The organism is Flavobacterium johnsoniae UW101, assembly GCF_000016645.1.
In the GTDB taxonomy this organism is placed as follows: Bacteria; Bacteroidota; Bacteroidia; order Flavobacteriales; family Flavobacteriaceae; genus Flavobacterium; species Flavobacterium johnsoniae.
The window spans coordinates 4,995,395-5,009,139 of sequence record NC_009441.1 but is presented as its reverse complement, the minus strand read 5'-3'; the positions used below and the strand labels follow the sequence as shown (position 1 = coordinate 5,009,139).

Sequence of the window (13,745 nt, the reverse complement as noted above, 5' to 3'; positions counted from 1 at the left end):
TTATCTAATTGTATTGTAACCCTTTTTACCCCAAATAAATATGAAAAACAATTACAGACTCAGTTTGACATTTCTTGTCTTTCTGGCTTTCAGCGGTTTTGTTGCTGCGCAGACTTCACTAGGTTCGAGTAAGTCTTTTATGAATACTTTAAAGAAAGAATTAACCAATTCTGCAGCTTCAAAAAGTACTGACAAAACAATTTTGCTTCAGGCAGAAAAAACAAGTTTCAACGGAAAAATAAACTTTAAAGAGTCGAACGCTTCGAGTGAATTTTTAATTGGAGAAATTAAAAACATTGCCGAATCATCTTTTTACATCAAAGTAAAAGACAAATCATTAGAAGGACACATTCTTCTAAAAAAAACAAAAGAAGCCTACAAGTATTTTTCTGATGCACAAGGAAATGCGTTTGTAGAAAAAGTCGATATCAATACTTTGGTTTGTATTGATTATAAAAACCTGCCAACAAAAGAGAATACAACAAGTAAAACAGCAGCTGCAGCAGAAATTGCTCCGGCTCTGCTGGATTTACAAAGTTTACCGGGTGCAGCAGGTTGTGTCATGCTGGATTTTGACGGTTATTATATGCCGGCAGGAAATCTTTGGAACAACGGAAATGCCATTAATGCAGCACCTTCTGGAATGAACGATGCAGCAGTACAGCAGCATTGGGAAGTAGTTTCAGAAGATTACCGTCCGTTTAATGTAAACGTTACTACAAACGAAGCCGTTTTTAATTCTTATCCTAAAAACAGAAGAATGCGCGTTGTTGTTACGCCAACTAATACTGCAGCTCCGGGCGCAGGAGGAGTAGCGTATATTGGATCTTTCAATTGGGATAATGATGTGCCTTGCTGGGTATTTATCACGTCTGGAAAATCAGGTGGAGATGCTTCTTCTCATGAAGTAGGACATACTTTTGATCTGGGTCATGACGGACGCACAAGTCCGGCAGAAGATTATTTCGTAGGTTTAGACGGAACTTCATGGGCGCCTATTATGGGTGCAGGTTATTACAGACCTGTTGTACAATGGAGTAAAGGCGAATACAATAACGCGAACAACAAACAAGATGATGTGGCGATTATTGCCAGCGCTAAATTTGGAGTAGGATACCGCGGAGATGATTACGGAAACAATATCGCTTCTGCAGCTACTTTAGATTACAATTCAAGCGGACAGATCAATCAGAAAAACGGAATTATTTCAAGTGAAGCCGATTATGATTTCTTCTCTTTTACAACAGGAGGAGGAAATGTTTCTATAAATGCAAATACCGTTTCAAGAGACGGAAATCTGCATCTTTTAATCCGATTATTTAATTCGGCAGGAACAGAAATGGGAACGTATTGGAATTCAGATCCATTTGCTTTAAATGCTTCTATGAATGTTAATCTTCCGGCTGGTAAATACTACATTGGAGTTGATGGAACAGGAGCAGGAAATGCCGGAAGCGGCGGTTATTCGGCTTATGGTTCTATAGGAAGTTATTCTATTACCGGAACTATTCCGCCGGGAGGAAATATAAGTCCGTCAACTGATGTGATTACGGTTTATAAAGACTGTAATTATACAGGTTTCTCAGGCGGATTGACAATTGGCGATTATAATCTGGCACGTTTAAATTCTTTAGGAGTTTTAAATGATGATATTTCTTCACTTAGGATTACTCAGGGTTATCAGGCGATTTTATATCAGGATGATAATTTTGGCGGCGCTTCAACAGTAATTAATTCTGATAATTCTTGTTTAAATACAACTTGGAATGATAAAGTAAGTTCGATTAGAGTTATTGCAAACGGAACAACAACTTTAGGAAATCAGACTTTCTTTTTACAAAACAGAAACAGCGGTTTATACATGGACGTTTGGAATTCAAGCATGTCAAACGGATCTGGAATAAATCAAGGCGGACTTAATTCTGGAAATAATCAAAAGTTTACGTTTACTCATTTAGGAGACGGAATGTATAAAATTATTGCCAATCACAGCGGTCAGTCAATGGATGTCAATAATTTCAATAAAGCCAATGGTGCGCGTGTAGAACAATATCCGTATAACGGAACTACAAATCAGCAGTTTATTTTAGTTTCAACAGGAGACGGTTTTTATAAAATTGTAGCACGTCACAGCGGCAGAATTGTTGAGGTTGCCGGAGCGAGTACAGCTTCTGGAGCTATTGTACAGCAGTGGGATAACAACAACCAGACTTGCGGACAATGGAAATTAATAGCTACAACAACTTCTCAAACTTCTACTTTAATTCAGGCTGAAGATTATTCTGCCATGAGCGGTATTCAAGTTGAGCCAACTACAGATACAGGAGGAGGTTCAAACGTTGGTTATACTGAAACAGGAGACTGGATGGCATACAACAATATTAATTTCCCAACTACAGGTTCGTATTTAATTGAATATCGTGTTGCAAGCGGTGTTATCGGCGGCAGATTATCATCTGATTTAAATGGAGGAACTATTATTTTAGGAAATGTTGATATTCCAAACACAGGCGGATGGCAGAACTGGCAGACAGTTACGCAGACTGTAAACGTAAATGCAGGAACATATAATTTTGGTATCTACATTCAAAATACCGGAATGAACATTAACTGGATTAGAATTACTAAAATTGGAAATGCTGCCGCAACAGCAGCGGTTGCAGCAATTTCTGCCGAAGAAAAAACAGGAGAAAATATCCTAAATATATATCCAAATCCGGTTTCAGATGTATTATCGTTTACAACAGATGTAACAGGAGGAAAAATCAATATTATAGATTCTCAGGGAGCAGTTATCGGTTCTCAAAATGCTGCAGAAAATAGTTTGAACGTTTCGAATTTAAAACAAGGAATTTATTTTATTGTTTTAGAAAAAGACGGGCAGAAAACAATTAAACGTTTTATTAAAAAATAATCTTAACCCATTTGCCATAATGGTTTAGATACATTAAATTTTTGGTTTTAATTTAATGGAAGGCTGTCAGAAATGACAGCCTTTTTTATTTTTTAAAAGGTGTAGTCCTTACAGGACAATGATTTTGCTCACAATTTATTTTTTTTTCTACAAATATTTAACCTCTAACGAGGTAATTCCGTTAGGAATTAAATATCGGTAGAAAAAAGATGTAAATTATTCACGATTACCAATATTTAACCTCTAACGAGGTAATTCCGTTAGGAATTAAATATCGATATAAAAAAGATGCAAATTATTCACGATTACCAATATTTAACCTCTAACGAGGTAATTCCGTTAGGAATTAAATATCGGTAGAAAAAAAATATAATTATTCACCACCGGAAATTGTCCCTTAGGGACAACAGATTTTCAACGCATTAAAATCCCGTAAACATTATCATTCGATAACAATAACATAAACTCATTTCATCTTTAAATCTATAAAATTGCCTGATGAATTCCCCATTTTGAAAAAGTTTAAAACCTATGAATTTAAAGCTTACTTCGCGATTAATTTTACTCTTTATAATTTTCTCCAATTATACAATTTCAGCCCAAAACCAAAAGAATTTAGAAGGAGTTCAGGTTGCTTTTTTATCAGATGTACACCTTCAGGATTTGTTTGGTACGTTTTCTGATAATGATTTTAAAGGTGTTTTAAATACCAAAACCGGAAAATATGCGTTAATAAGAACGATGGCCTCGCAGTTACATTCGACGAGAATTTTCAATGAAAATTATTTTGCCTTCATCGCCGCTCTTGAAGATATTGCAAAACGAAAGATAAAATACGTTGCACTTCCGGGCGATTATACAGATGACGGACAGCCGATACACGTGCGCGGATTGAAGAAAATTTTAGATCAGTACCAAAAAAAATATGGTATTGAATTTTTTATAACCACCGGAAATCATGATCCGGTTGGACCATTTGCTCAGGAATCGGGTAAAGAAGATTTTTTAGGTAAGGAAGGTAAAAGCCAACCCATTTTTAGCAAAGACGGCATGTATAAGCCAAACATGAATATCGAACAGCCAGTTGTCATAACAGCCGATATTGCTAAAATGGGTTATTTTGGCATAACAGCCGATCTGCAGAATTTTGGTTTTTATCCAAATAAAAAATCCAAATTCTGGTCGACTCCCTTTGCCGGTTACAATTCCCAAAACTACAATTACAAAAAAGCTGTTGAAGCTTCACAACTAAATAAAAGGGTTTATAATGTTGCACCCGGATTTGAAGTTCCGGATGTGAGTTACGTTGTAGAACCAATTGACGGATTGTGGCTTATGGCAATTGACGGAAACGTTTATATTCCAAAGAAAACAGACAGCGACCCAAAAGATTCTAAAAGTTATTCAGAAGCCAGTACGGGTTACAACAATGTACTTTCAAACAAAAAACATCTTATAAAATGGGTTCAGGATATTTCGGCGGAAGCCAGACTTCGCGGTAAAACGCTGGTTGCTTTCAGCCATTTTCCAATGATTGATTTTAATGATGACGCTTCTGCGGAAATAAAAGAATTGTTAGGTCCGAATAAATGGCAGTTAAACCGGGTTCCAGTTGAAGAAGTAGCACAGGTTTTTGCCGATGCAGGTTTGAAGATTCACTTTGGCGGCCACATGCACATTAATGATACAGGAACACGCACGACAGAAAAAGGAAATACGTTGGTTAATATTCAAACACCTTCGCTGGCCGCTTATATTCCGGCTTATAAATTGTTAACGATTAAAAAAGATAATCTGGTAGATATTCAAACTATTACAATTGATGAGGTTAAAGGATTTGACGAACTTTTTGATTTGTATAAAATGGAATATCAGTTTTTACAAAGTCAGAACACAAAAGACATTTGGAATATCGATATTCTGAAAACCAAAAATTACCACGATTTCACCGATTTTCATTTAAAGGAATTAGTCCGATTAAGGTTTTTATCAGATGACTGGCCTTCAGCTTTCAAAGATTTTATTCTGAATGTTTCGGCAAATGATTTATTGGTTTTAGCTAATATTCAATCAGATAAAGATTTTGATTTTATTCTGAAAAATAAATCGCAGTTTCAAAAAGAATGGAACGAAGCCGAAATAAAATCGGAACAAATTTTAGTTCAAAACAATCTCAAAAAAGAAAATTTTAACTGGACAGGAAACGATCTTTTAATCGATTTTTACCGTTTTAGAAGTGCCGATGAACTGGCTCTTGCTGATGTTGGAGAAAAGCGTGTTGCAGCTTATAAAGTTGTATCGAAGTTGTATTTAGAGAATTCTAAAGAGGAAGTTTCTAAACCTTTACAAAAGCAGATGAAGTTATTTCTTATCATCTTTAACAAATTCATGCAAGAAGTTCCCGCAGATCATTTTACTGTTGATTTGAAGAGTGGAGAGATTAAAAGTTTGAAGTAATTTTAACCGCAAAGAACGCTAAGGTTTACGCAAAGCACGCAAAGTTTTCTTTTAATCTCGCAAAGACGCTGAGTCGCAAAGTTTTTATAATCTTTGCGACTCAGCGTCTTTGCGAGCAAATTTAAGCAGCAAAATCCGCAAAGCTTTATACATTTAGCATTGCGAACTTTGCGTTTATTAGCACAAACTAAGATAAAAAACCTTTGCGTGCTTTGCGGTTAAATTAATTATTCACAGGATTAGCCCTCACATAAGTCCCATCATCATATTTAATTTGATAAGGAGAATTAAAGAAAGTACTTGGCAGATAATAATCAGTAGTGATGATTTGTGCGCCAGAAGCTTTTGCGGCATTAAAATGCGTGTAATCATTAGCTCTTGCTTCTTTAGTATCAGCATCGGCTCTGGTTCTTATGATATAGCCTTTTTTAACTAAATCAGCTATTGTTGAATCTTCCGGATTATTTCTGAAAATAGTCGCTGCTTCCGGTTTTCCAGGTTCTGCGTTGATGAAAACCGCGCGTCCTTTTAATGACGGATGATTTAAAGCATATAAATCTCTTTTTGCTCCGTTATTATCCAAAATAAACAAAAATTTGCCTTTTGCTTTTTTCAGTGTTGGCCAGTTATTGTTTAAAACGGCTTCTTCCAGTGTTTTGTATTTACCGCGAACCATATCAGGAGTAATCAGTTTATTTCCTAACCCTTTGCGAAGTTCTTTGTCTAAAGCATCAAAAAGCTCAGGTGTAAATTTCTCGGCTTTTGTTCCTAAATAGCTGTTATCGTCTTTTGGTTCTAAAGTGATAAAAACCGGAACGTGATCAGGATTTGCATCAGACCATTTTTTTAGTTCTGCAAGACAGCCCTGCAGCGTGTAGCAGGAAGTTCTAAAATCGATATCAATCATATGGAAAACTTTAAAACCCGGTTTTTTCATTTCACCGTTTGGATCATAAGCTTCTTGTGGTTTTACAAGGTCAAGACCTTTTGGGTGTGCAAATTTTCCGCCTTGAGTATCGCCCTGAACATCAATTTCCAACTGACGCAGTCCTTTGTTTAACTGATCTGTAATGCTAATATGAGTGTATTGCAGGCCTTTTAGAGAACGTGCAGTATCTTTTGCCTGAATTAGATTGTACAAATCAGGTTCAATATTATGGCGGTAACTATTGTGTGAACCAATAACTTGTATTTGGTTGATTTTTAAATTATCATTTTGTGCGTGGCCTAATTGTATCCCTGCAAAAAATAATGCAAACAGAATTTGTTTCATGATTTTAATGAAATTAGAATGTGTGAATTAAGAAGACGCAGCAAAAGAAAATTGCTTTTTTAGAGTGTTACTAAAGTAAAGTTGTGGTTTATCTTTTGTGTTAGCTTAATAAAAAGAAATCGAAAAACTATCATCATCTCCAGACAAAAATAGTAGTATTTATACATCAAAAACATTTATTATTTAATTTAAAGATAACTTTCAGGCAAAAAATATTGGTGTTGTATTTTATTATTTTACAATACTTAATGTTACCCAAATTACCAATGAAGAATCCTGAAATTTTTGAACAAACGTATACAGACTACTGGCAGAAACTCAATGCCTTTTCTTATACGATGACTCAGGATAAAGATTTGGCACAGAACATTGTTCAGGATGTATTTATTGATTTATGGGAACGAAAAGACGATTTAAACATCAATGCAATCGAACCATATTTATTCAGGGCTGTAAAAAATCAGATTTTTAAACATTACCAGAATAATCGTTTTGATAAGACGATTATGGAAGACAAATTTGAAGATTACATTATCGACAATTTTTCGACTATTGATCCAGAGGTAACAGATTTGCTTTATTCCTTATTAGACAAACTTCCCGAAAAAAGAAAAGAGGTTTTATTAATGTACAAATTCCAGGATATGTCAATTGACCAGATTGCAGATGAACTTGGAATTTCAAAACAAACGGTGAAAAACCAAATTTCATCGGCACTAAAACAATTGCGTGAAGGCTTGAAAGATCTGGTCTGGCTGGCTCCAATTGTATTTTTTAAACAAAATTTTTAAGATAACTTTCTGTTGATGTTTTCATAATATTTGGCGATAGTACGATTTCAAGATTCTGGTACTTACTTGTAATAACAAACCTTTTTAATTGAATTGGTTTTTTTAAACACATAGAGACATAGTTTTTCTATGTGTTGAAAAAATTACACAAAGTAGTATGATAAAAAGAATCAAACATAGTTTAGAATATTTAATTGATAAAAGTTCAAGAAATAAAACTTCACAAGCAGAAGAAAACCTGCTTACCAATTTTGCTTTAAGCGAATACCAAAATGTAAAATGGAATGAAGCTTTAATGGGAAATTCTGATGAAGTTTCTAAAAATATATACGATGGAATTCAGCTTCGAATTACAAAGAAGAAAACCATCAGTCCTTATATAAAATATATGGCAGCTGCCAGTATTCTTTTTCTAGCAGGTTTAGGATTTTTCTACAAACCCACAATTGCAGCCGAAAAGCAATTAGCATTTAAAACGTCAGATACCCCCAAATCTATCAAATTAAGTGACGGCTCGAAAATTTATCTGGCAGCAAACTCATCATTCCTGTATCCTGAAAATTTTAAAGGAGACGAAAGAAAAGTTACTCTTTTAAAAGGAAATGCCTTTTTTGAAGTAACTAAAGACAAAAAACACCCTTTTATCATTACTTCCGGTGAAATAAAAACGAGAGTTGTAGGAACTTCATTTCACATTCAAATGTCAAAATCAAAATGCGAAGTAATTGTCGTTACCGGAAAAGTAAATGTTAGTTCAAAAGGTCACAGCGTTGATTTAGTGCCAAATGAAGAAGCTTTATTCGAAGCTCAAAAACTAACCAAACAACTGGCAGATAAATCATTTTTGGTCAATTGGTACAATACCGATGTAACACTGAACCAGACTACGCTAAAACAAGTTATTACCATTTTACAATATAAATACGGAGTTTCATTTCAATATAGTAATGAGCAGGTATTAGCAACGCCGTTAACGGTATTCATTAAAAAAGACGCAGCATTAGAGAATGTTTTAGAACAAATAAATTATATCACCAACCTAAAATTCAAAGTTTATGGCGAAACAGTAAAAGTGGATTAAAAACAAAAAAAGCAGCTGCTGAGAACAACTGCCATTAATAATTAAGTATCGTAAAAAACCAATAACTTAAATCATGTATTTTAAACCTTCTTATTTAAATCTAAAGAGTTTTATCTTTTTAGTATTAGCGTTACTAACCATTGAGAGTGGTTTTAGTAAAACTATTTCTTTAAAAAAATCAAAAATAGAAAATAAAATAGAAAAAGCAACTCTTGTTTCTATTTTTTCAAAACTAAGCCAGCAGACAGATTATAAATTCAGCTACGGACAAGCTGTAATTGCTGATAATACAACATATACTGTAAATTTTACAGGAGAATCGGTTACCTCAATTTTGAGTGATCTTTCTAAAAAAGCTAATTTCAATTACAACATTAACGGGAAATTAGTTTTAATTCAAAAAACGGCTGCTCAAAAAACGGTAAATACCAAAGCAGCAGACAAAATTAGAGTAAAAGGAAAAATTGTTGACGAAAATAAAGTGCCAATTCCTGGAGCAACGGTAATTGAAACTGGTACTTCAAACTCAACAGTTACTGATTTTGACGGAGTTTTTGAACTTTCTGTAGGAGATGGAAAAACTATTGAAGTTTCGTATGTAGGATATAAAACAAAATCACTTCCTGCACAGGCATCTTTTATGACTATTCAGTTAGAGCCAAGCACTGCAGAATTAAATGAAGTTTTAGTTGTAGGTTACGGAAAACAATCTAAAAAAGATGTTACCGGAGCAGTTACACAATTAGAAGCAGCAAATTTTAAACAAGGTGTAAACGTTTCTGTAGATAATTTAATACAAGGAAAAGTTGCCGGCGTGCGTGTAGTAAATACAAGCGGTGAGCCGGGAGCAGGAGTAAACGTAACTATTAGAGGTGTTGGATCGATTAGAAGCGGAAGTACGCCTTTATTTGTTGTAGACGGAATGCCTCTGACTAATGATGATGTGAGCCCGTCAGGAACAAATGTAGGATTTGGAAGTTCAACTGCAAAAAATCCATTAAACTTTTTAAATACAAGCGATATCGAATCGATTACAGTTCTTAAAGATGCTTCTGCAACAGCTATTTATGGTGCGAGAGGATCTAATGGAGTTGTTTTGGTTACCACTAAAAAAGGATCTAAAGGAGAAGGAACGCTTACTGTTGACTCTTATATGGGAGTTTCTACTGTAGCCCACAAATTAGATGTTTTAAACGCTGGTGAATATAGAAATGCAATTAAAGATCCTGCTTTTGACCACGGAGGCAACACAGACTGGCAGGATGTAATTTTTAGATCGGCAATTACAACAAATAATTCATTGTCATTTGCTAAACAAACTGAAAGCGGAAACTATTATGCTTCTATGGCACAAATGGATCAGGAAGGAATTATCCGTAATAGTAATTTCAAACGTATTTCAGGTAGAATTAACGCAGCTGAATCATTTTTGGATAACAAACGTTTGAAACTAAAAATGAATCTTACTGCCAGCCAGACTACAGACGACGGAGTTCCTACAAGTGATGACGGAGGTTCTAACGGACAATTAATCGTTCATACTTTAATGGCAAATCCAACTCGTTCTGTATTTGATGCCAATGGAAACTACACGAACTTTAACATGAACGCGCATTACAATCCTGCTTATTTATTAAGCATTTATGAAGATCAAACGCGTACTTTAAGAGTTCTTGGAAACTTAGAGACTTCTTTTAGAATTGTCGACGGATTAGAATATAAATTAAATCTTGGTATTGACCGCTCTACATCAGAAAGAAATACTACAATTTATCCAAACCTTACCGATTTAAATCCAAAAGGTAAATATGTTCAAAACAATCTTGATTCAAAAAATTCATTGATTGAACATTATCTAACTTATAGTAAAGCATTAGACAAGCATAAATTTGAAGTTCTTGGCGGATTCTCTTATCAAAAATTTGAAAGATCAGGAACAAGTTTCAGTATCGACGGAATTTCTACGCAGGGAGTTGGTGTAAAACCATCTATTAACCCAGGTTTTGCAGGAACTCAGTCTGGTACAACAGGTTATGCTCAGGAAAACGAATTGCAATCTTATTTTGGAAGATTAAATTACAGTTTTGACAATAAATACTTATTGACAGCTTCTATGAGAGCTGATGGTTCTACACGTTTTGGAGATAATAACAAATACGGTTATTTCCCTTCATTTGCTTTGGGATGGAATATTTCTAATGAAAATTTCCTAAAAGATTCTCAAACAATCAATAACCTAAAACTTAGAGCAAGCTGGGGACAAACAGGAAATCAAGAAGTACCAAATAAACAAACTAAGGCAAGTTACTCTTTGGCTGGCCCGGACGGATATTATTTGTATAATGATTTAAATCTTGTAAATGGTGTTTCTGTTTCGAGAACAGCAAATCCAGATTTAAAATGGGAAGTTGTTACACAATACAATTTAGGTCTTGATTTTAATTTATGGAATGATAAATTTTATGGAACTGTAGACTATTTTAATAAAACAACTACAGATGCTATTTTGTATATACCTTCGACTCCTTTGAGCCAGACAAAATTTATCTGGACAAATATTGACGGTAAAATCGTTAATAAAGGTATTGAGATTATGCTGGGTTCTAAAATCATCGATAAAAAAGATTTCAGCTGGAATGTTGATGTGAATGGATCAACATTAAACAATAAAATCGAAAACTTACCGCTTTCAGAAATCTTAACAGGTGCTATTTCTGGTCCTGGACAATCAGGTGTTAATGCTAACATTTATAAAAGCGGTTACGCAGCAGGTTCATTCTATTTGTTAGAGCACACTGGTTTTGATCAAAATGGTGCAAACGTATTTAAAGACCAAAATGGAGACGGTAAAATTGATAACAGCGACAGGATTATTATTGAAGGAGCTTTACCAACTTTTTATTACGGTTTCAACAGTGATATGAGATACAAAAACTTTACGTTCTCATTTTCTATAATTGGACAAACAGGCGGTTATTTGTTGAACAACACAGGATTGAATGCTTTAAATATTAACAACTTAGCATCAGATCGTAACGTGGCAACAGGATATTATGAGTCAGGGGCAAATCCGGCAAACTCACCAATTTTGTCTACGCTTTTCTTAGAAAAGTCTGATTTTATAAGATTAAATGCGGCACGTATAGGTTACAATTTTGATTTAAAAGGATTGAACTGGATAAATGGCTTAACACTTTATGTAACAGGAAATAACCTAATTACAATTACAAATTATACAGGATTTGATCCGTTAGTAAATACTCCTAAAGCAACCGATGGTAACCAATCTATTGGAATTGATTACGCAGCTTATCCAACTTCGAGAACGTTCAGTTTTGGAGCAACTTTAAAATTATAAATTATGAAGACAAAGACATTTTTAAGCATAAAAGTTTTAACATTATTCTCTTTTATTTTTCTTCTAAACAGCTGTACTGATCTGGATGAAGTCTTTTTAGATGAAATTCCTGGAAATACAGTTTCAGATCCTGCAGGTTCACTTGCTGCCGCTTATGACAGATTAGGTGACGGAACTTTCGTTGATCACGGAGCCATTTTTGCCATGCAGGAATATACTACAGATGAAGCTATTTTACCAACTCGCGGAAGTGACTGGGGAGACGGAGGAAAATGGAGAGACATGCACGAATTTACATGGAGTTCTAGTAATGCAATTATTGTAGGGAACTGGGATTTATTAACAAATGGTATTACACGTTGTATAACAGCTATAGAATCGGCTGAAAAAAGTTCAATTACTGAAAAGAAATTATTTTCTGCAGAAGCAAAAGCACTTTTGGCTTTTTACACATATACCACTTTGGATTTATACGGACAAGCTCCATACAAAGATCCAATGGATCCTAAAGCTGATTTGCAAATTTTAAAAGCAGATACTCAAATCGATAAATTAATTACCGATGTTGAGGCTTTAATTCCAGATTTAGCTGATATTGGAACGCAGAGAACTTACCACGGAAGATTTACAAAACAGGCAGCTTATGGTTTCTTAGCTACAATGTACTTAAACCGTGCGGTGTTTAAAGACCGTTACAATGCATCATCAAATTTTAATTTTAATGAACCGGCATTATCAGGCGGAGGAACAGATATGGATCGTGTTATTTACTACACATCATTGTTGATCGATTCAGGAAAATTTAGTTTAGAAAGTGACTATTTTAAAAACTTTGCCAGAGATAATGACAATGGTAAAGAACTTATTTTTGCGATTTCTCAAAAGATAGATTACATCCGTAATGGTTCTAACAGCTTTGCTTATGTATGTATGGAACGTAACCAAAGAACATCTGCAGCAAACAGAGGAACAAATGCAGCTTGTACAACTCCTGAGTTTTATGCAACATGGGATGGCAATCATGACGATCCAAGATTTGAACAGCATTATCAATATGCTGATGGTACATGGTTTATGAATGATGGTACAGATGTAAGTGTTCCGGCAACAGACATTGTTCCAAAAAGTGCTAATTTACCTTGGTTCCACTTCAACAGAGGAATCCAGGCTGGACTTCAATACGGACCGATATTATTAGCTTCTGGTTCTCTTGAAATGGTAGGAAACCGTATTAAAGTTTCTCCATTGTATATGGAAAAAAGCACAGGTACAAGAATGAATTTTACACCATCATTAACGTTCTCAGATCCAACTAAATCTGTTTTTGCTCAAAATGAAATTAATCAGGGAGCTCGTGTTTTTAAATATGAATTTGACCCTGAAGGAGGAAACGGAAACAGTAATGTTGATATTCCATTATTCCGTTTAGGAGGAATTTACGCAATGAGAGCCGAAGCTTATTTCAGAAAAGGAAATACAGGTTCTGCAATGGATGATTTAAACAAACTGCGTACAAGCAGAAAAAGAGAATCTTTATTTGGTAACGCTGCAGGAAAAGCCCTTACATCTTTAGATTCACAGCAATTATACAAAGAATTAGGTTTCGAATTATACTGGGAATTGCAAAGAAGACCACAGAGCATTCGTTTTGGAAAATACGATTTAGCAGGAACTGCAAAAGCTGCTTCACAGCCATTTAGAAGAATATTTCCAATCCCCCAAACTGTTATCGACCAAAAAGTGTTTCAACAGAACCAAGGGTACAATTAAGATTTTGTGTTAGTTTATTTTTTATTTTTTTGTAAAAAGCTTGTTTTCGGAAGAAACAGGCTTTTTCTTTTAGTTTCGGTTTGAGTTAATAAATTTATAAA

General features: G+C 34.6%; 7 protein-coding genes. 6 read left to right on the top strand and 1 reads right to left on the bottom strand.

All coding sequences use genetic code 11. The features are described from left to right. Nucleotides 1–40: 40 nt before the first annotated feature. A complete protein-coding gene (locus FJOH_RS27275; RefSeq protein ID WP_012026148.1) occupies nucleotides 41–2,914 on the top strand; it encodes an RICIN domain-containing protein in 2,874 nt (957 codons plus the stop codon). A 531-nt stretch (nucleotides 2,915–3,445) separates the two neighbouring features. Then, nucleotides 3,446–5,371: a metallophosphoesterase family protein gene (locus FJOH_RS21565; RefSeq protein WP_012026147.1), complete on the top strand. Its 1,926-nt coding sequence runs from the start codon at nucleotides 3,446–3,448 to the stop codon at nucleotides 5,369–5,371. A 223-nt stretch (nucleotides 5,372–5,594) separates the two neighbouring features. Here the strand turns inward: FJOH_RS21565 and FJOH_RS21560 are convergent, their stop codons facing one another. After that, nucleotides 5,595–6,644: a phosphatidylinositol-specific phospholipase C1-like protein gene (locus FJOH_RS21560; protein ID WP_012026146.1), complete on the bottom strand. Its 1,050-nt coding sequence runs from the start codon at nucleotides 6,642–6,644 to the stop codon at nucleotides 5,595–5,597. A 266-nt stretch (nucleotides 6,645–6,910) separates the two neighbouring features. On the opposite strand from FJOH_RS21560, the gene FJOH_RS21555 reads away from it, so the two are divergent. The 4 genes from FJOH_RS21555 (at nucleotide 6,911) to FJOH_RS21540 (ending at nucleotide 13,644) form a co-directional block, all read left to right on the top strand. After that, a complete protein-coding gene (locus tag FJOH_RS21555) occupies nucleotides 6,911–7,435 on the top strand; it encodes an RNA polymerase sigma-70 factor (protein ID WP_044047986.1) in 525 nt (174 codons plus the stop codon). Between the two features lie 157 nt (nucleotides 7,436–7,592). Beyond that, nucleotides 7,593–8,516 carry a FecR family protein gene (locus tag FJOH_RS21550; protein WP_012026144.1) on the top strand — a complete coding sequence of 308 codons (924 nt, stop codon included), beginning with the start codon at nucleotides 7,593–7,595 and terminating at the stop codon, nucleotides 8,514–8,516. A 73-nt stretch (nucleotides 8,517–8,589) separates the two neighbouring features. After that, on the top strand, nucleotides 8,590–11,874 hold the full coding sequence (locus FJOH_RS21545; protein ID WP_012026143.1) for a SusC/RagA family TonB-linked outer membrane protein: 3,285 nt from the start codon (nucleotides 8,590–8,592) through the stop codon (nucleotides 11,872–11,874). Between the two features lie 3 nt (nucleotides 11,875–11,877). Further along, complete coding sequence (locus FJOH_RS21540) at nucleotides 11,878–13,644, top strand: RagB/SusD family nutrient uptake outer membrane protein (protein WP_012026142.1); 1,767 nt, start codon at nucleotides 11,878–11,880, stop codon at nucleotides 13,642–13,644. Nucleotides 13,645–13,745 lie beyond the last annotated feature (101 nt).